16 protein-coding genes are annotated in these 19363 nt (G+C 70.9%); 10 read left to right on the top strand and 6 right to left on the bottom strand.

Going from position 1 to position 19363, the window contains the following annotated elements:
* Nucleotides 1-124 precede the first annotated feature (124 nt).
* Both AMK29_RS19370 and AMK29_RS19375 read left to right on the top strand, forming a co-directional pair.
* On the top strand, nt 125-958 hold the full coding sequence (locus tag AMK29_RS19370) for a PIG-L deacetylase family protein (RefSeq protein WP_073814497.1): 834 nt from the start codon (nt 125-127) through the stop codon (nt 956-958).
* A 486-nt stretch (nt 959-1444) separates the two neighbouring features.
* Nucleotides 1445-2275, top strand: a complete 831-nt coding sequence (locus tag AMK29_RS19375) for a class I SAM-dependent methyltransferase (RefSeq protein ID WP_073814499.1) — start codon at nt 1445-1447, stop codon at nt 2273-2275.
* A 717-nt stretch (nt 2276-2992) separates the two neighbouring features.
* Here the strand turns inward: AMK29_RS19375 and AMK29_RS19380 are convergent.
* Nucleotides 2993-3547: a hypothetical protein gene (locus AMK29_RS19380; protein WP_073814501.1), complete on the bottom strand. Its 555-nt coding sequence runs from the start codon at nt 3545-3547 to the stop codon at nt 2993-2995.
* A 280-nt stretch (nt 3548-3827) separates the two neighbouring features.
* On the opposite strand from AMK29_RS19380, the gene AMK29_RS19385 reads away from it, so the two are divergent.
* Complete coding sequence (locus tag AMK29_RS19385; protein WP_079196970.1) at nt 3828-4772, top strand: SMP-30/gluconolactonase/LRE family protein; 945 nt, start codon at nt 3828-3830, stop codon at nt 4770-4772.
* Between the two features lie 114 nt (nt 4773-4886).
* Here AMK29_RS19385 and AMK29_RS19390 read toward each other — a convergent pair whose 3' ends face one another.
* On the bottom strand, nt 4887-5459 hold the full coding sequence (locus AMK29_RS19390; RefSeq protein ID WP_073814505.1) for a GNAT family N-acetyltransferase: 573 nt from the start codon (nt 5457-5459) through the stop codon (nt 4887-4889).
* Nucleotides 5460-5729: 270 nt separating this feature from the next.
* Between AMK29_RS19390 and AMK29_RS19395 the strand changes: the two genes are divergently transcribed.
* Both AMK29_RS19395 and AMK29_RS19400 read left to right on the top strand, forming a co-directional pair.
* Nucleotides 5730-8042: a molybdopterin-dependent oxidoreductase gene (locus AMK29_RS19395; protein WP_073814507.1), complete on the top strand. Its 2313-nt coding sequence runs from the start codon at nt 5730-5732 to the stop codon at nt 8040-8042.
* Between the two features lie 137 nt (nt 8043-8179).
* Nucleotides 8180-8731, top strand: coding sequence for an EF-hand domain-containing protein (locus tag AMK29_RS19400; protein WP_073814508.1), 552 nt, complete (start codon nt 8180-8182; stop codon nt 8729-8731).
* 301 nt (nt 8732-9032) lie between these two features.
* Here AMK29_RS19400 and AMK29_RS37205 read toward each other — a convergent pair whose 3' ends face one another.
* On the bottom strand, nt 9033-9713 hold the full coding sequence (locus AMK29_RS37205) for a hypothetical protein (RefSeq protein WP_241845505.1): 681 nt from the start codon (nt 9711-9713) through the stop codon (nt 9033-9035).
* Nucleotides 9714-10675: 962 nt separating this feature from the next.
* Between AMK29_RS37205 and AMK29_RS19415 the strand changes: the two genes are divergently transcribed.
* Nucleotides 10676-12652, top strand: coding sequence for a CASTOR/POLLUX-related putative ion channel (locus AMK29_RS19415; RefSeq protein ID WP_241845507.1), 1977 nt, complete (start codon nt 10676-10678; stop codon nt 12650-12652).
* 213 nt (nt 12653-12865) lie between these two features.
* On the opposite strand, the gene AMK29_RS19420 is transcribed toward AMK29_RS19415, so the two are convergent.
* The gene (locus AMK29_RS19420) at nt 12866-14017 is read right to left on the bottom strand and encodes a hypothetical protein (RefSeq protein ID WP_073814511.1); all 1152 of its coding nucleotides are present in this window, start codon (nt 14015-14017) and stop codon (nt 12866-12868) included.
* Between the two features lie 345 nt (nt 14018-14362).
* A complete protein-coding gene (locus tag AMK29_RS19425) occupies nt 14363-15637 on the bottom strand; it encodes a beta-ketoacyl-[acyl-carrier-protein] synthase family protein (RefSeq protein ID WP_073814512.1) in 1275 nt (424 codons plus the stop codon).
* A 65-nt stretch (nt 15638-15702) separates the two neighbouring features.
* Between AMK29_RS19425 and AMK29_RS19430 the strand changes: the two genes are divergently transcribed.
* Nucleotides 15703-16320, top strand: coding sequence for a TetR/AcrR family transcriptional regulator C-terminal domain-containing protein (locus AMK29_RS19430; protein WP_073814513.1), 618 nt, complete (start codon nt 15703-15705; stop codon nt 16318-16320).
* A gap of 126 nt (nt 16321-16446) precedes the next feature.
* Here the strand turns inward: AMK29_RS19430 and AMK29_RS19435 are convergent, their stop codons facing one another.
* On the bottom strand, nt 16447-16812 hold the full coding sequence (locus AMK29_RS19435) for an STAS domain-containing protein (RefSeq protein ID WP_073814514.1): 366 nt from the start codon (nt 16810-16812) through the stop codon (nt 16447-16449).
* Between the two features lie 226 nt (nt 16813-17038).
* On the opposite strand from AMK29_RS19435, the gene AMK29_RS19440 reads away from it, so the two are divergent.
* From AMK29_RS19440 to AMK29_RS19450, 3 genes are all read left to right on the top strand, one after another.
* On the top strand, nt 17039-17434 hold the full coding sequence (locus tag AMK29_RS19440) for an ATP-binding protein (protein ID WP_079196971.1): 396 nt from the start codon (nt 17039-17041) through the stop codon (nt 17432-17434).
* A 286-nt stretch (nt 17435-17720) separates the two neighbouring features.
* Entirely contained in the window at nt 17721-18014 is a 294-nt protein-coding gene (locus AMK29_RS19445; protein WP_241845509.1) for an STAS domain-containing protein, read from the top strand.
* The gene (locus tag AMK29_RS19450; protein ID WP_073814518.1) at nt 18011-18943 is read left to right on the top strand and encodes an anti-sigma factor RsbA family regulatory protein; all 933 of its coding nucleotides are present in this window, start codon (nt 18011-18013) and stop codon (nt 18941-18943) included. The genes AMK29_RS19445 and AMK29_RS19450 overlap by 4 nt, the downstream gene beginning before the upstream one ends.
* Nucleotides 18944-19363: the final 420 nt, after the last annotated feature.

The following is a 19363-nucleotide window of genomic DNA, read 5'->3' on the forward strand; positions in this document are numbered from 1 at the left end:
CCATCGCGGCTGCGCACCGGCGCCCGTGCGCGCGGGAGGATCGGCGCAGACGCGCGCCGCCGCGGATCGGCGACGACGCGCGCGCCTCTGCGGATCAGGGAATACGGACAGCCACTATCGGGGCATGACGACGCGAGAGGAAACGGGCGCGTTCGGCCCGCAGAGCCCGCTGCCGCCGCTTCCGGAGGACTGGGAGCGATGTCTGGTCGTGGCGGCGCATCCGGACGACATCGAGTACGGTGCGGCCTCGGCCGTCGCCCGCTGGACGGCTCAGGGCAAGCGCGTGACGTATCTGCTCGCCACCCGTGGTGAGGCGGGCATCGACGCTCTGCACCCCGCCGAGGCCGGACCGCTGCGCGAGGCCGAGGAGCGGGCCGGAGCCCGCGAGGTCGGTGTGGACACGGTGGAGTTCCTCGACCATCGCGACGGAGTGGTGGAGTACGGCCTTGACCTGCGCCGCGACATCGTGCGCGCGATGCGCCGGCATCGGCCCGAGGTGGTGGTGACGGGCGCGTTCAGCGTTCGGATGGTCGCCGGTGTCACCCATCAGGCCGATCACCGCGCGGTCGGCCTCGCGGCCCTGGACGCCGCGAGGGACGCGGGCAACCGCTGGATCTTCCCGGAACTGGCCGACGAAGGCCTCGAGCCCTGGGGCGACGTCCGCCTCGTGTGCATGGCCGGCCCCGAACGCCCCACCCACGCGGTGGACGTCACCGGGGAACCCCTGGAACGCGGCATCGCCTCGCTGTCCGCCCACGTCGAATACACCAGGGGGCTGGGGGAGCAGAGCTTCGAACCCCGCCCGTTCCTGACCTGGGCGGCTCGGATGGGCGGCTCCGCGCTCGGTGTCGAGGCGGCGGTCCTCTTCGACGTACACCACCTGGCGTTCGAGGGGAGGCCGCCGGCTCCACGCCGCGCGCGACCCAGGCCCGCTGCCGGAATCCGCGCCAGGTCCTGAGCTCGGTCCTGTTGTCGTCCTTGCTCGGCCGTGGCGCAGCCCGTCGGGCGGACGGGGCCACCCGCGGGCCCGGTCGCCTGCCGAGCGGTGCTCCGCGCGAAGACGGCAGGCCCCGTCGGCCACGCGGCCTCGGACGACCGACCGCACATGCGGCGTCATCGGGGGCGGGCGGCGGGGTGCCGTCCCGGCATCCCGTCAGCGGGCTTGTGCCGGTGCCGGGTGTTTCTGAGATCACCGAGCATGGTGTCGAGCCCGGCACGTGCCGCACCCCACGAGGTCCCGCAGCCGTTCGTCGTCCGGCTGGCCGAGGCCGCTGGAGGCCTGCCTGGAGTGGACGCGGAACGACACCGGCACCAGCCGGTGACCGGCGGGAGCTCTTCGCCTCGATCCGGCACCGGGCGGCGCTCGCCGGGCCGGGGGCCCGCCTGGCTCCTACGCTTTAAGGAGGACGGCCATCGGCACCGTACAGAGAGGGAGGCGGACGGCATGACTGAAACGGCGGACGCACGCGAGGCCGACCGCGCGCTCAAGGCGAAGCACCGGACGATGTGGGCGCTCGGCGACTATCCGGCCGTCGCCAGGCAGGTCGTGGCTGCTCTCGGCCCCGCTCTGGTGGAGGCCTGCGCGGTCAAGGCCGGAGACCGGGTGCTGGACGTGGCCGCCGGGTCGGGGAACGCCTCGATCCCGGCCGCGCTGGCCGGCGGCGACGTGGTGGCTTCCGACCTCACTCCCGAGCTGTTGGCCGTGGGGCGGAAGGAGGCCGAGGAGCGCGGCGCGGTACTGAGTTGGCAGGAGGCGGACGCCGAGGCACTGCCGTTCGACGACGGAACCTTCGACGTGGTGATGTCCTGCGTCGGGGTCATGTTCGCTCCGCACCACCAGACCGCCGCCGACGAACTGGTGCGGGTCTGCCGACCAGGCGGCACGATCGGGCTGCTGAGCTGGACCCCCGAGGGTTTCATCGGGCAGATGTTCGCCACCATGAAGCCGTACGCGCCGCCGCCTCCCCCCGGCGCGCAGCCGCCGCCGTTGTGGGGGCGAGAGGAACACGTACGGGAGCTGCTCGGCGACCGCGTCACCGATGTCGAGGCACGTCGGCAGTCGGTCCGCGTGGACATGTTCAGCGAACCAGAGGACTTCCGCGAGTTCTTCAAGGCCGCCTACGGGCCGACGATCACCGTCTACCGAAGCATCGCCGACGACCCCGAGCGGACCGCCGCCCTGGACGCCGCCCTCGCCGACCTGGCGGGCGGCGCGCTGCGGGACGGGGCCATGGAGTGGGAGTACCTGCTGCTCACCGCCCGCCGGAACGGCTGATACGGCAACGGTCCTCGCCACGGCTGGAGCCGAGGCTCGACACGCAGACGGTGTCGGCGTTCTCGCTGTGGCGTACGCACCTGCACGCTGGACGGGCATCACGCCGTGGCCCGACCGGCTCCCTGAGCGGGCGGTCGTATGCCAAGAACGCAGCGAGCAGCCGCGCCCAGAGCGTCCCAGCGCCCGCACGTTCGCCTCTCAGCCGGCCGCGTAGCGAGCTTGTCTCCCCGCGCGCCTGTGGCCTCCCGTGGGGAGCCGGGAGGCTGGCGCGGCCATGACTGCCGCGGGCGACGCGGAGCCGGGCCGGCGGCCAGGTCCGCAGGAGAGCGGTGCGGAGGGCCGCGTGCCGTTCACCCTGCCACCGGTCGGCCGGGTACGCCAGAGTCGTGCACGACCCGGCCACTGGCATATGTGTCCGGGGGCAGCCGCGGCCCGCGAGGTGCTGGTCGTCGTACGCCCCGGTCCCTGCATCGACAAGCTCGATAATGCCGTGGGCGCCCTGATCGCGCTGGTGTGGCCGGTGCGACGTGGGGACCGGTACGCCTGCGCCGACGCCCACCGAGGGCGCCCCTGAGGTTCCCGTTCCGCCCCAGCAGGCCAGCAGGCCAGCAGGACTCCGCACCGCGACGACGACGTACGGGCCGCGGTCAGTCCTGTCACCCCGTAGGGGTGGTCGAGGGGCCTGGCTATGGCTTCGGACGAGAGACCGGTCGGGTGTCAGGATGACGGGCGGGGTTGCGGGCGGGTCGTTCCGGGGAGGCAGGTGACCGCTGGGTTGTATGTGGCGAACTGGCCTTCGGGGTTCTTCTTCCACAGCCAGAGGTGCAGGGCGTAGTGGACGGGCTGGCCGGGGTAGTTGCCGCGGTTGGGGCCCTTGAAGGGCACCCCGAACATGCTCGGCCGGTCGTCGTCCGTCTTGAGGTTCTGGTCGCGGTCGTAGACCAGCCACTCCACGCCGACGAGACGCTTGCCGCCCTTGCCGTCGTCCTCGTAGAGGAGGGCGGTGGGCCTCGCGGGGTCCGTCGAGTTGTCGTGGGCGTGGTTGAAGTGCGGGTAGCCGAGGGCGCCCGTGCCACCGGCCCGGTCGAAGACGCAGTACTGATCGGGCTTGTAGCCGGCCCGCACACCGTTCGCGTGCTGTTGGTACGGAGCGGTCACCCGATAGGTGACCGCCTTGTCCGCTGCCGCCCTGCCGGGCTCGGATCCGGCGACGGCGGGCGTCACGGCGATCGCGGTGACGCTGGTCAGGACCAGGGCGAGCGTGCGGGCCATACTCGGACTCCTCTACAGCGGCGGCGCTCGGATGCCCCATCAGCCCTTCCCCCACCCGCCTCACCCGTCCCACGGACGGTCCGGACGGAGGACACCCGGACGGACGACACCGGACCGCCAACGGCGCCGCTGGTGACGGCAGCCCGTTGAGGCCGGTGTCTGGGACGTTGGGGTGGCTTGGGATCGGGTGAGCGGCGTGGTTCCTGCGTTGGCCGGTGCTGTTTCCTATGGTCGGGGCAGGCGCGGCAGCGGGCCGGCCACTCGGATCTGATGGGGAGCCATGCCTGGTACGACGGCCGGGACCGGAACGGTGACGCTCGCGCCTTCGAAGGGGAGTGCCTCGCGCCGATGGGCCCGTCGGCTCGCCGCCGCGGTGGGTTTCGTGGCGCTGTGCACGCTGCCCACGACGACGGCGGGCGCGACCCCGGCGCAGGACGGCCGGCCCTCCGCGCGTGCGCCCCTGTACGTGTCGGACTACGGCAACAACCGGGTCGTCGCTCTGCCCGCGAGGGGCGGCGATCAGACGACCGTGCCATTCGAGGATCTCGTACGGCCGACAGGCATGGTCGCGGACATGGCGGGGCGCCTCTATGTGTCGGACACCGGCAACAATCGCGTGGTCGTGATGGCAGCGCGCGGGAGCGGCCAGTCCACCGTTCCCACCGACGGCCTGTCGCGCCCCCTGGGGCTCGCCCTGGACCGAGCGCGGAACCTCTACATCGCCGACAGCTTCAACGACCGGGTCGTGAAGGTGTCCCTGGCCGGCGGTACCCAGACGACCGTACCGACCACAGGGCTGCTGCACCCCTGGGGGCTGGCGCTGGACGCCGCCAGGAACCTGTACATCTCCGACTTCGTCAACGACCGCGTCGTCAAGGTGGCCGGTGACGGGAGCGGCCAGTCCACGATCCCCACCGTCGGCCTCTCCCAGCCGACCGGACTGGCGCTCAACGCGGCGGGGGACCTGTACATCGCTGACAGCGGCAACAGCCGCGTGGTCAAGATCGCGGCGGGTGGCGGCGGCCAGACCACCCTCCCCACCAGCGGTCTCAGCAACCCGCTCGGTCTCGCGGTCGACGGCTGCGGCGACCTGTACATCGCCGACGGCTTCAACAACCGCGTGGTGCGGGTCCTGGAGACAGGCGGTGGCCAGACCACCCTCCCGGCCACCGGCCTGAACACGCCGACGGGCCTCGCCGTCCGGCCGGTGCGCACCTGCCGCTGAACACCACGATCCGGCGCTTCTGAGCCGTGTTCACGCCACGGAAGCGCCTTGTCGATCACCCGTTGCGCGTCCGTATCGCCGAGCACGATCTGCAGTGCCCTCGGGGCGGAGCCGTCAGCGCAGGTCGAGCCGCATGAGGACCCGGGGGTGGCCGGCCAGTACCGATGTGGTGTCGGCGGCGTGGGTGAACCCGGCGCGTTCGAAGTTCTTACGGATCCCGGCGTACGCCATCGTCGCGTCGACCTTGGCCTCACCGTTGTCGATCGGGTACGCCTCTACCGCCGGTGCGCCGTGGGCGCGGGCGAACTCGACCGCGCCGGCGATGAGGGCGTGCGAGATCCCCCTCTTGCGATGACCGGGGCGTACACGGATGCACCACAGCGACCAGACCGGCAGTGCGTCAACGTGCGGGATCGTACGGCTGCGCGCGAAGGAGGTGTCCGAACGCGGTGCCACGGCGGCCCATCCGACCGGCTCGTCACCGTCGTAGGCGAGCACCCCGGGAGCGGGTGCCGTCCGGCACAGCTCCGCGACGTACTCACCACGGGCCGGCCCGCGGAGTTCGTTGTTGAGCTTGGACGGGATCCGGTAGCTCAGACACCAGCAGACATTGGCCTCGGGTGACTTCGGACCGACCAGGGTACGGACGTCCTCGAAGACTGATGCCGGGCGAACCACGATGGTCATGGCGCCACGATGTCACGGCGGACGGGGCGGGCGCCGCTCAACCCCCGATGGCGACGCAACAGCGTCGGAACCACTTGCCCAGGATGCGTCTGGAGGTGTCGACAAGGTAGACCGCGCGGCAAAGCGTCGGCAGTCGCGCGCACCGACGGGGTTGGGCAGCAGGACACAGGGGAAGTCTCCGTCCCGCGGACCGTCGACCGGAGGGAAGCCCCTGTGACGTGAGCAGCCGTCGTCCGAGATCAGGGAAAACCTCAGGGATGGAGCCGATGCATGGTGGAACGACGCATGTCCGTCGCGACGCACTGGGGCAGCTATGTCGCGGTGGTCGATTCCGGTCGGTTGGTGCGCATCGAGCCGAGTGCCGACGATCCCGCACCCTCGCCCATCGGCCCCGGAATGGTGACAGCCGCCGACGACAGCGCGCGCGTGTTACGCCCCGCGGTGCGCAAGGGCTGGCTGAACGGCCTGCCGCGCGCCTACGACACGGCCAGAGGCGCGGACGCCTTCGTGGAAGTGAGCTGGGACGAAGCGATCACGCTGGTGAGTGACGAACTGCGTCGAGTGCGTTCGCAGCACGGGGACAGCGCCGTGTTCGGCGGATCCTATGGCTGGGCGAGTGCGGGCGGGTTCCACAACGCGCAGAGTCAACTCCAGCGGTTTCTGGCGTTGGGCGGGGGATACACCGACTCCCGCAACACGTACAGCACCGCGGCTCTGGAGGTCATCCTCCCGCATGTGATCGGTGGGCATCCGTGGAGCTACCAGTCCCGGATGCCCATGTGGGACGAGATCGCCGCGAACTGCGAGCTTGTGGTGGCGTTCGGAGGGCTGGCCCTCAAGAACAGCCAGATCAACCCTGGCGGGCTGGCCAGGCACCAGACGCAGGACCTGCAGCGCCAGTGCCATGAGGCCGGGGTGCGGTTCGTGAACGTCAGCCCCATCCGCAGCGACGTCGCCGGCTTCCTCGACGCCGAGTGGCTGCCCGTCATCCCCAACACCGACACCGCCGCGATGCTCGGCATCGCCCACACGATGCTGGTCAACGGGTGGCACGACGAGGACTTCCTTCGCCGGTGCTGCGTCGGTTTCGACCGCTTCGCCTCCTACCTGGTCGGCGAGCTCGACGGCGTCACGAAGGACGCCGCCTGGGCAGCGGAGATCACGGGCATCAGCCGCGAGGCGATCACCGATCTCGCTCGCCGCCTCACCACCCAGCGTTCGCTCATCATGGTCAACTACGCGGTGCAACGGGCAGACCACGGCGAACAACCGATCTGGATGTCCGTCGTGCTGGCCGCCATGGCGGGCTCGATGGGCCGGCCTGGCGGCGGCTGGGGCGCGGGTTACGCGACGATGGACGCGACCGGCGTCGCCAAGGGCCGCCCCTCCGTGGCGACAGTACCGAAGGTCGACAACCCCGTTCCGGACTTCATCCCGGTCGCCAGGATCGCCGACGCCCTGCTGCATCCGGGCAGGACCATCGACTACGACGGCCGGCGCCTCACGTTGCCCGAACTCCGCCTGGTCTACTGGTGCGGCGGCAACCCGTTCCACCACCATCAAGACCTGCATCGGTTGACCCGAGCCTGGCAGACACCTGACACGGTGGTGGTGCACGAAGCCTGGTGGAACACCACGGCCAAGTTCGCGGACATCGTCCTCCCCGTCGCCACCACCTTGGAGCGCGACGACTTCGCCGCCGGATTCTCGGATCCCCACCTCGTCGCGATGCCGAAGGTCCGCGAGCCGGAGGGCGAGTCGCGCACCGACCACCAGATCTTCACCGCCCTGGCCTCCCGCCTCGGATACGAGCAGGAGTTCACGGAGGCGCGTTCCGAACTCGAATGGGTCCGGCACCTCTACGAGCAGACGAGGAGCGAGCTCGGCGACGCCGCCGCCTTGCCGAGTTTCGACGACTTCTGGCGAAGCTCCACCGCTGAGCTGCCGGCGTTGACCGGACCGTTTCCCGGCAGCTTCGAGGCGCTCCGCTCGGATCCGCAGCGTTTTCCCCTGCCGACGCCGTCGGGCGGGATCGAGATCTTCTCCGAGGAGATCGACTCGTTCGGCTACGCCGACTGTGCCGGGCATCCGAAGTGGTTCGAACCGGTGGAGTGGCTTCACGCTGATCTGGCGGACCGATTCCCGCTGCACCTGATCTCGAATCAGCCCGCCTCGCGCCTGCACAGCCAGTACGACAACGGTGGCCACAGCCTCAGTTCGAAGATCCGTGACCGTGAGCCCGTGACGATCAATCCGCTGGACGCCGCGTCGCGCGGCATCGAGAACGGCACGATCGTACGCGTCCACAACGACCGCGGCAGCTGTCTCGCGGGCGCAGTCCTGTCGGACGACGTCATGCCAGGCGTCGTACAACTGTCCACGGGCGCGTGGTGGGATCCGGTCCAGCCGGGCTTGAGCGGAACATTGGACCGCCACGGCAATCCGAACGTTCTCACGGCCGATCGACCGTGCTCGCGCCTGTCGCAAGGACCGAGTGCCCTCAGTGCGCTGGTCGACGTCGAGTTGTACAGCGATCCGCTTCCTGACGTGCTCGCCTTCACGCCACCAAATCTCGAACAGTGACGCGAACGTTCTCTCCCTCGTCCGGCACGTCTCCGTATGACGCCAATCGTCAAGCGCGTAGCGGGCCGGCCCGGGCGTCGAGAGGCTCTCACTTGCCTGTTTGCGCGCACGTAATGGCGTGAATACTGTGCGTAGTCGTGACTGCACTTCAAGACCTCAAGTACGGCCAATGGTTCAGGGGCGCCGACGTCGACGGCGACGGGTTCATCACCCAGCGGGACGTCCGCATGATGAGCGAGCGTTACATCGCCGCCCGAGGCAGCGCGCCGGACTCCGCGACCGCCCGCATGCTCACCGAGGGGATGGACGGGTTCTGGACGAACGTGATCGCCCCGATGGATCAGGACGGGGATGGGAAGGTCGATCTGCGGGAGATGACCGAAGGGTTCATGCGGGTCCTGATCGACCCCGCCCAGTACCCGGAACAGATCGAACCGGTGACCAACTGCTTCTTCGACCTCGTCGATCTCAACGAAGACGGCAAGATCGACCAGGCGGAGTTCCAGCAGATGTTCGACTCGGTCGCCGGCGTTCCCGGTGAGGACTGCGCCGCGGTCTTCGCCGCACTGGACCGGGACGGCTCCGGTGCGCTGGACCGCGCCGAATTCCACCAGGCCGTGACGGAGTTCTTCTACGGCAACGACCCGGACGCTCCTGCCAATCACCTCTTCGGCAGGATCGCCGGCTGACGACCTCCCGTACGGCCCGGGACCCGCGCGCCCCCACCACTGCTGGTGTGGGCGCGCGGCGCGAGGACGCTGTGGGGCAGGTGCCCGTGGGCATGGCATGGTGCGAATGCGACGCTCCGTCATGACGGTTGTCACCCTTGGCCTTCGTGGCTCGTGCAGTCGAGGCTCCCGAGGTCGACTGCGCGGGTGTCGGCGGGCTGGAGGTCGCATACGGGGGAGTTCGACGCCGGGGGTTGCGTCAACAGGTCGCGGTCCTGCCCTCGCAGGACCCCCTCCTGCGAGGCGTACCGGCGCGCGTGGATCACCAGTCGACGTGCGCGGTGATCCATCTCGCGAGGCCGTCTTCGTCTTCCTCGGGCGGCAGCTCAGGTCCGCAGCTGAGCGGGGTCAAGGACAGCTGGAGGTGGGTGAGGTAGCCGTACGGGCCGTTGTCCGACGCCGGTCCGAGGACCAGCGCGTGGGTAGGGGTGCGCCAGACACGGTGTGTCAGCGCGGGGCCGGTGACCACGGCCGCGGTGGACACGATCGTGCGCTCCGGACCTGAACCGAGGCACTCGGTCACGGCCTGAGCCGCTCGGGCGAGCACGCCCTCGCAGTCCAGGTCGGTGCCCGGCCGGCAGCCGCTCCAGCCGGGCAGCTTCTGCCAGTCGTCCATGAGGCCGTACAGCCACGGCCCGTTGCCCGTGTGCCCGTCGTCGTCATCCGGATCGACGGGGTAGACCTCGCCGAAGACCAGGAAGTGCCGGACGTCCGGGTGGCCGAACGGGATGTAGCCCTCGGTGCACAGCACATGCCCGTGCCCGGTGCGCAGGGAGTCACAGACCAGATAGTGCTCCCAGCTCCACCCGCGCTGCCGGACCACCGCCTCGACTACGTCGTCGGGAACCTGCGGCTCAGCAGGCAGAGCCAGAAGCTCGGCGACAGCCGCCGCGGTCAGCGGCCAGTGAGCGAGGGCGTGTACGGGGGTCGGCGCGCGCTCCACAGGTCAGCCCCGCTCGGGATCGCGGGAGGTGAGGGCGGGCCGAGCCATGACGGCCGGGTGGAAGCCGCGTTCGATGATCACCCCCACAGCCTAGGGCGGGCAAAGGCAGGGCGAACCGGAGACGCCCCCGAAAGCCGGATGCCGGCTCGGCGAGGGGCTCGCGTCACAGGAGAGCGGCCGTTCTGCGCCACGCTCCGCTCGCCATCGACGACGAGTACACCCGTACACGCCAGTTCCTCGGCTCGGGCACCTGCCCGACCTGAGCGGCACACGCTGAATCTGCCCGAGCGTCGCGGGCCGACCGGATGGCATCCGAGATACGGCGGCGGTGGTAGCCGCAGATTCGGGCCAAGGCACGAAAGGCCGCCGCCGCGACGGCCGGCTTCCTGGCGGACGTCCGGGTCCGGTTGGATTTGCCGTGGCGCCGGACACGACCGCCGGCGCCCTCCCGCGCCACCTCACCCTCGCCCTCCCGCCCGAGCGCAACGCCCGCCTCCTCGACGCCCGGGACACCGGCGCCATCGACCGCGAACTCCAGCAGACGGCGGCCGACGTCCTGGGAGGGGACTCCTTCCAGCGAGGCGGCCGACGCGTTCACGGCCGAGCTGACCGACATCGAGCAGGCACGTCGAGTTCGAGCTGCAGTCGACGCCCAGACGTCTTCAGGGAGACGGCCCAGTGAGCCGACGCACGACAGCTGTCGCCTGGTCGCCGAGCCCGAGGAGGCTGCCCTGGCGTCCGGCTCGCCTCACCCGCCGCCGAACAAGCCCAGCATCGTCCTCGGCCTCGGAGGGGCCTCGTACCCTGGCACCTGAGGAACCGCGGCCCGACCCGCCGCCGGGCGTACGGGGGAGCGCGGCGGCGCCCGTGGGTCGAACGCCTGACTCCCGGCCGCCTGCCCGAAAGGATGAACGGCGCCCGTCGACGGCGTTTCGCCCCGGTGCTGCCGTCACCCTGCTGACGTGCGCAAGGAGCTCGAATACAGGGTCCCGCCCCAGCGGCCGTCCCATCCCGTGGCCGTCCCGGCCCCGCCTACCCCCGGCCCGCCCCGGCACCGGCCCGCGCCGTCGCTGCGGGACCGGACGCGGTACTGGGTCGACCGGACCGTGGTGAAGGGCATGACCACGGTCGCGGGCTGGCTCGCACTGGTCTGCCTGGCTGTGGTGGCACCGGCGAGCGCACTCCTCGTCTGGACCGACAGCCGCTCGCCCGACACCGTCCAGGGCAAGATGGCGACCGTCTGGCGGACCGTCGGCCAGACCCTCCGGCTCGGTGGCGAGGTCGGCCCGCCGTTGCGGATCGTCCTCTCCGTCCTGCTGGCCCTCGTCTCCCTCCTCTACGTCTCCACCCTCGTCGGCCTCGTCACCACCGCGATCACCGACCGGTTGTCCGAGCTCCAGCGCGGCCAGTCGACGGTCGTGGAGCGCGGCCACTCACTGGTCCTCGGTTGGTCCGAGCAGACCCCGACGCTCGTCGCCGAGCTGCTCGCCGCTCACGCCCAGCGGCGGAACAGCGCGGTCGTGGTCCTCGCCGACCGCGACAAGCTCGACATGGAGCGGGAGCTGCGGGCGGTCGTCACCGCCGCTGGCGTCCGGCGCGTCCGGCTGCTCTGCCGCCGGGGCCGCCCCGCCGACCCGGCGGCTCTCGCCCGCGTCAGCCCGGCCGCCGCCGGGGCCGTCGTGGTGCTGCCGCCGGACACCCCCGAGGCCGACACCCAGGTCGTCAAGACGCTGCTCGCGCTGCGGGCCGTGGTCGGTGACGTGCGCCCGGTACGGGTCGTGGCGGCGGTCCGGCAGACCCGGCACGTCGCCACCGCCCGGCTCGCGGCCGGGCCCGGCGCGGTCGTCCTCGACGTCGACGGCATCGCGGCCCGGATTCTCGTCCAGTGCGTCCTCGAACCCGGACTGTCGCGCGTCCTGGAGGATCTGCTCGACTTCGCCGGTGCCGAGCTGCACGTCCACCGCGTCCCCGGGCTCTGCGGCCGCACCTTCGCGGAGCTGCGGGCGGCCTGCGCGGACGCATGCGTGGTGGGCCTCGTACGCCCGGACGGCTCGCCGCTCCTCAACCCGCCGCCGCGAACCGTCCTCGGCCCCGGCGACGCCGTGATCGTCCTGGCCGAGGACGAGACCCCACCGACCTGGCACGAGACCCCACCGACCTGGAACGCGACCCCTCCGACCCAGGACGAGACCCCACCGACCTGGAACGCACCCCCGGCGCCACCGCTCCCGCCGCCCTCGCCCGCGAAGGCCCCGACCGCCGCCGACATCCGCGCCGCCCCCCGCCGCGTCCTCGTCCTCGGCTGGAACCGGCGCGGCCCGGAGATCGTCGACGGCCTCGCCCGCAACGGCTGGGAGACGGTCCGTGAGGAGAGCCTTCCCGCCCCTGATCCCGCCCACCGCGTCCTCGTCCTCGGCGGTCCCGACGACCACCCCGACCCCGACGAGTACACCCTGGTCACCCTTCTCCGGCTCCGCGCCGCCGAGCATGAGGCGGGCCGCCGGACCCTCACCGTCGCCGAACTGACGGACGCCCACCACCGCCCCCTCGCCCCGGCCGGCCCGCACACGGACCTCGTGGTCGGCGGATGGCTCGTCGGCCTGCTCATGGCGCAGGTCTCCCAGACCGCCGAACTCGCGGCAGCCTTCGACGAGCTCTTCTCCCCGGCGGGCAACGCGGTCCGCCTCCGCCCCGCCACCGACTACGTCCCCGAGGGGACCGAGGCGCCCTTCGCCATGCTCATCGAGGCCGCCGGACGGCAGGGTGCCACCGCCCTCGGCTACCGCCCCGGCGATTCCCGGGTCCCGCTCCTCAACCCGCCGAAGACCGGAGCGCGCCGTTGGTCGTGCGAGGACACCCTGATCGTCGTCGCCACGGCCGAAACCCTCCAGCCCCACGAGGGCCCTGCCAGGCCGGCCCATACCCCGATCCTTCCCTGAGTCGGCGCGGAAAGGCGCCGGAAGGCGCGGAACGCGCGAGACGGCGTCGGCGGGATCAGGAAGAAGCCGAGGAGTGCGGACGGGGTGGGTGGAGGCCGACGGCAACGCGATCGGGTCGGCGTCGCGCGTTCCCGGCGCGGCCTGGCCGCGTACCGGCACGAAGCCTCTCTAGCCCTCTACTCCGGTGGTGGCATCCGCGAGATGTCCGGTCCTTTATCGGTTCGGACTGCGGAAGAAGGCGAGCGTCTTCGTGAGGCCTTTCAGGGGTGAGGTCCCCTGCTCGGCCGCAGCCGGCGTCGGTGTCCGGCCCGCGTCGCTGCCGCTGGTCGTCTCGGCGAGCGCGGCGAGCGCCGACTCGGCCGCTTCACGGTACAGGTCACAGGATTCCGTCATGGCCTCAAGCGCCTTGGCGTACCTGGTGACCATGGCCCGTGCGTGGACGAGCTCCTCGTCCGGGGTGAGCAGGTGCCAGCCTTGGCGCAGTCGCGTCAGGACCTGTTCGGCGTCGGGCGACAGCGGTCGCGGCAGCGAGGCGAACTGCACGATCGTCTGGAGGAGTTCGGTCGGCTCCGTACCGTCCAGGAAGACATCGCGTACGGTGAAGCGCTCCGCGTCGTAGCCCGGGACCTGCGGCATCGAGGGCAGAACGACGGCCCCTCCGCGCGGTAGCCCCACGCCCAGCTCACGCTTCATCGCGAAGTCGACGATCAGCGCCTGCTCCGGCGTGGCCCGGTGCTCGACCACCTGGTGCCGCAGGCTCGGTGGCAGGAACGCCGTGATCGGCCGCCGCCCCCGCGCGTCCGGCGTCATCGCCTCGTGCACCACGACATGGATGGACCAGCTCTGCCGGGTGCATTCCCGCAGCAGCCGCCGCAACTCGCCGTCTTCCTTCGGAAGGTGGTTCGTCCTCCGCAGACGCACGCCCGGCACCCACTCGTGATCCCAGGCGACCTGGTCACTGTCGGGCCAGAACACGGTGGCGGGTGAGGGCCAGTTCGCTTCCCATGCCCGCTCCGCCTCGGCGGCGAGCACCCAGGTGACGCCCTCGGCCTGGACGCGGCGGGACTCCGGCTCGTACGTGGTCAGTTGAGCGCGCACGGTGACACCGTCGGCCACGCGCCAGCGGGCCTCGAAGATGCGCCGGGCAGACGGGCCCGCATCGGCGGACTCGTCCCGAGGGAACAGATCGGTCGAGCGGGCCGCCTCGACCGGGTCGAGGTCCAGGAAGTCATCGATCACCCCCGCGGCCTTGAGGGCGAGCAGGTTGCGCCGCACGTCCCGCTCGGCCTCGGGCCCGAGGTGACGCCCACGCCCGAGCCACACGGTGTCGGGGACAGTGGTCGATGAAGAGCTGCTCTTGGCCATGGAACCGTCCAGGTGGGTGATCAGTGCTCGACCAGTATGGTCCGCGGTCCGAGCGGCGGAGTCCATCGGCCCGCACCGGCCAGATCCGGCAGGCTTCCCATCACCCACCCCGGACTCCCCGAGGGCGGTCACGTCAGCCGGTTCGAGGCATCCGACCTCTCCGACCGCCATCACGGCCGCTCGGGCCACCCGCATCGGTCGCCTGGCCCGGCGGGCTGGGAGCACCGCCTCGGCTCGAGCGGCCTGCATGAGGGTGAACTGCGCAGCAGGCCGTCCCGTCACTGCGTACCGTCGGCGGCTGCGGCCGTGGAGCACCAGGGCACGGTGCGTTCGTGTGCGCCTCAGTCATGGGGTCGTCGAGGCGGGACGGGACGCATGGGGTCGTGCGCAGGTGACGATGAGAGAGACGTTCTGCCCACCGAAGCCGAAGGAATTGCTGAGCACCGCCTCCTGGGGGTCGTCTCGGCGCTCTGCGACGATGTCGAGATCGATGTCGGGATCGACACCCGCCGAGGTGAGGTTCCGGGTCGGTGGGATGACGCCGTGCTCCACGCTGAGAATGGCGATGAGTGCTTCGATCGCGCCGGCGGCGCCGAAGAGGTGGCCGAGTGCCGCCTTGGGGGCTGTCACGGTGGCGCGGCCGAAGACCTGCCTGATCGCACGCGCCTCGGCGATGTCGCCGACCGGAGTGCCGGTGGCATGCGCGTTGATGTGGCTGATCCGCTCGGGAGTCGAACCGGCTTGCGCGAGGGCCTTCCGCATCGCGGAGATCTGACCGGAGCCGTCTGCGGCGGGCGCTGTGATGTGGTGAGCGTCGGCGGCGATGCCGGCGCCGGCGAGCACCGCGTGGACGCGCGCGCCCCGGGCGCGCGCATGCTCGGCGCTTTCCAGCACCACGACGGCCGCGCCTTCGCTGAGCACGAATCCGCTGCGGTCCGCGGCGAACGGCCGGGACGCGGAGGCGGGTTCGCCGGTGTGCCGCGACAGTGCCTGTGCCTGGGCGAAGCCGGCAACGGTGATCGGTGTGATCGCGGCCTCGGTCCCGCCCGCGATGACCACGTCCGCCTCGCCCGCGCGGATGAGCCTGGCTCCGAGGGCGATCGCCTCGGCCCCGGAAGAGCAGGCCGAGACGGGCGTGTAGACACCGGCCTGCGCACCGTACTCGATGCTGATCAGCGCCGCCGCCGCATTGGGCATGAGCATCGGGACCGTGCGTGGCGAGACGCGCCGAGACCCGGTCGCCTCCAGCACGTCGTCCTCTTTCAAGAGCGTCTGTACGCCGCCGATCCCCGTGCCGACCGCCGCTGCGAGCCGGTCCGGGTCCACCTCCGGGGCACCGGCATCGGCCCAGGCTTCAGCTGCTGCGACCAAGGCCGCCTGCTGTGAGCGGTCGAGCCGCCTTGCCTGCACCCGCGGCAACAACTCGGCGGGGTCGATCGCCATCGTCCCCGCGACCGTCTCGGGAAGACCGGCATCTTCGTGGCCGCGCAGGATGCCGCCATTGATGCCGCCACGAATGCCGGATTCGCCGGCAAGCAGTGCGTCCCACGTGGACGGCACGTCTGGCCCCAACGGTGTGATCGCGCCGAGTCCGGTCACGACGACTTCAGTCCGGTCCATGCCCTTCCACCTTTCTTGTATGCGATACAAGCGCATGTCGTTGTTGTATCACATACAATCTCGGGGTGGAGAAGAAGCGAACCGAAGCCCGAGTGACCACGACCAGGTCGCGTGATCGCGGTCGCGCGACGAGGCACCGGCTGATCGAGGCGACCGCACGACTCTGCATGGAACGGCCCGGCGCCGAGGTGAGCGTCGCGGAGATCGCGAACGCGGCAGGCGTCTTCCCCAACCAGGTCACCTACCACTTCGGCTCCAAGGACGCGCTCCTCGTGCACGCCGCCTTTCTCGGCTTGCTGCACGATGCCCGGCGAATTGAGCGCATCGGTCGCCAAGCCCCCGATGCGGAGACCTTTCGGCGCAACATCGCCCGCGCCGTTCTGGCCATGCCCTCGCTCCCGTCAGTCGCGCGAGCACTCGCCGCCGGGATCTCCAAGCCCGAACTCGCCCCCGTGGTCGACCAGCACCTCCAGTTGCTGTTCCGGCAATCCGAGCGCTTCGTCAGCCGGCTCATCGACAGTCGCGGCTGGAAGGCCCGTCGACCGCTCAACGTGGAAGCCAGGACGTTCTGGAGCACCGCGCTCGGTGCAGTGCTGCTCGTCCGCGCCGGCGCACACGGCACCGTCGCCGACCTCGACCTCGCCGGAGCACTGACCGTCCACGACGAGCCCGGTCCCCTCTAGCTCAGCCGAGCAGGTCGGCGAGGATACGCGCGGTTGCCGCTCGACAGGGCCTCGTCGCGGTCGGCATATCTGGAGTCCAAGCCAAGTGAGGTGGCCGCTCCGCTTGGTGCGTAGAGGAGGTGCGCGTCAGGCGCTCAGGGCCTGTTCGGTATCGGGGTGGCAAGGGATGACGGTGTCGACTCCGACCAGTGCCAGGACACGCTGGACGGACTCCTGGGCTGCGGCGATGCGCAGCCAGCCCTGTGCGGCTGTCACGTGCTGGTGGGCGGTGATGAAGACGTTGATGCCGCTGGAGTCCAGGAAGGTCACGCCGCCCAGGTCCGCAACGACGCGTGGTGGCGCTGCCTCGTCCTGAGGCAGCAGGGCGTCATACAGGAGGTCCTTGGTGGTGTGGTCGATCTCGCCTCGCAGGCTGGCGACACGGACACCATCGACCGTACGGTGCACAACGGACAGCCGGTCCGGCAGGTCCGCTCTATCGTTGACGGTCATTGTCTCCTCGACTGCGCTCAGGCTCGCCCCGGGGGTCAGGCGTGCAAGGGCAATTCTGCCCCACCGCCCGGGCAGGACACACCCGGCCGGCGGCAGGTTCAGCCCTCGTCGCTTCAGTGATCCCAAAGGGGGTAATCGGCCCCTATGAACGGAAACGAGGGCGAGTCCAGTGCGATCTCATGCCGACGGTGACGACAGGGCCCAACCCCGTCCGGACGGGCACCTGATGCGCGTCGGCTACACGCTGGACGGCGACGGCGCCTGCATCGCCCATGCCCGCCACCATGCCACAGCCTTCCTTGAGGCGGCCCGCACCGAGCATCAGCTACCGGTCTCCGAACGCGCGAAGGACCTCACCGAACTGGTCGTCAGTGAGCTGGTCACCAACGCCCACAAGTACGCCCCCGGCCCCGTACTGATGGAGCTGCGCATCAGCGCCAGCCGTGTGGACGTCGTGGTGTGGGACAGCGCCCCCGCCGTTCCGGCGGCCCGGGCCGCGGACCCGGGCCGTGTAGGTCAGCACGGCATGGAGATCATCAAGGCGGTCACCGAGGAACTCTTCATCGAGCAGGAACCGGTCGGCAAGCGCATCACGGCCCGCATTCCCCTGGACGCGCGGTGACGAGCGCGGTGACGAGTGCGACGACGGCGGGGGATGACGTAGGGCGGGGCGTGGTGACGGAGAGCAGGGGGTGGTGACGTAGAGCGGCCCATCGGCCCCCCAGGCCCGCGACGTGCCGTGCGACACATCGGCCGTCCCGTGCCGCCCGATCGAGCCGATAGACTGCCCCGTCGGGAAGAGCCCTCCTCCTGGCCGGGATGTGACGGGGACGCCGGCAGGTGGCTTGATGTGAAGGAGTCCGCGCGTGGATGCCCCACATGCGCTGCCCGGGAGAGCTGCGTTGGAGGTGAGCTCGTTGTCCGGTCGTTGCGGGATACGTGTCCGCGGTGAGATCAGTGCCCTCACTCGTCCGTCGTGGGAACAGGCTCTGTCCGAGCTGACCCGGCTGCACGCGGACGTGTCGTACGTGGAGTTGTCGGATGTGGCGTTCGTCGACGTGGCCGGCGTGAGCGCGTTGGCGGTCACCGCCATGAACCTGCCCGACGGGCGGGTCGTGGTCGAGCATCCCCCGCCGCAGCTGCCGCGGGTCCTGGAGATGTTCTGGCCGGGCCTGGACCGGATCGAGGTGGCGTCGCGATGAGTACGGTGGCCACCCCCGAGGGGTTCGTGCACCCGGCCCTGTTCTACCGCACCGAACAGGACTACGTTCAGCAGACGGTTTCGTTCCTGCGCGAGGGCTTGGCCCATGGCGAGCCGATGGCCGTCGCGGTACCCGGCCCCAACCTGGAACTGATCAAGTCCGGGCTGGGCGCGGACGCCGAGGGCATCCTGTTCCTGGACATGACCGAAGCCGGCCGCAACCCGGGACGGATCATCCCCAAGGTGCTGCGCGGATTCGCCGACGCCCACCCGAAGGATCGAGTACGGATCATCGGCGAGCCGATCTGGGCCGGACGCAGCGCAGTGGAGTACCCGGCGTGCGCGCAGCACGAGGCGCTGATCAACGCCGCGTTCGAGGGCAGGGCGGCGACGATCCTGTGCCCGTACGACGAGACGCGCCTGGACGAGACGGTGATCGCCGACGCGAAGGCCACTCACCCGACGGTCATCAGCCATGACGGCCGCCAGGCGGTCAGCGACGCCTACGACTGGAAAGCGGTCGTCGGCCGGTACAACCAGGCGCTGGCGCCCGCCCCAGATGCGTCGCTCTTCTCCTTCGGGAAGAAGGAGCTTCCCGCGGTCCGGAAGTTCGCCGTCGATGAGGCCTTGCGGCTGGGCCTGAGCGGAGAGCGGCTGATGGATGCGGAGCTGGCGGTCGCGGAGCTGACGACCAACAGCGTGGTGCACGGCGGCGGCCGCGGGACGCTGGCCATCTGGGCCGAGCAGCGACAGCTGGTGTGCGAGGTCCGTGACGCGGGCCGACTGACCGATCCTCTGGCCGGCCGCCGCCCGCGGACGCACGCGCAGCTCGGCGGGCGGGGGCTGATGCTGGTCCATTACGTGTCCGATCTGGTGCGCGTGCACACCAGCGATGAGGGCACCACCGTGCGCTTCTACCTCAGCCTGTAGCAGCATGCGCGGGTGACCGCCCTGCCCGGGTGGCCACCCGCCCCCGATGTGCTTTCCTGCGGGAACGATCTACGCTTCCTGGGCGCATGATCCGAGGGAGGACACCGCGACGGGCGGCGTCCAGCACCCGTACACGGGAACGCCAGGCCGCATTGAGGACGTCCGGGTCGCCGTCTACCTCGTGTACTGCGCCGTAAGAGACGGTGCGGCGGCGTTGCGGTGGCGGCCCGGCGGTGCCAGGTCGGACGTCCGACCGCCGAGTGTGTGCCGACGGACCCGCGGCCAAGGGGATGCGCTGTGGCGTCTGGGCCGAGGAGCGCCGCAACGAAACGTCGCACGAGTCCGTACTGCCCGCACCCGGACGCCCACCTCGGCCACGGCGGCTGAGTCGCGGGAAAGCGCCCCAGGCGACACGCGCAG

The organism is Streptomyces sp. CB02261 (assembly GCF_001905665.1).
Taxonomy (GTDB): domain Bacteria; phylum Actinomycetota; class Actinomycetes; order Streptomycetales; family Streptomycetaceae; genus Streptomyces.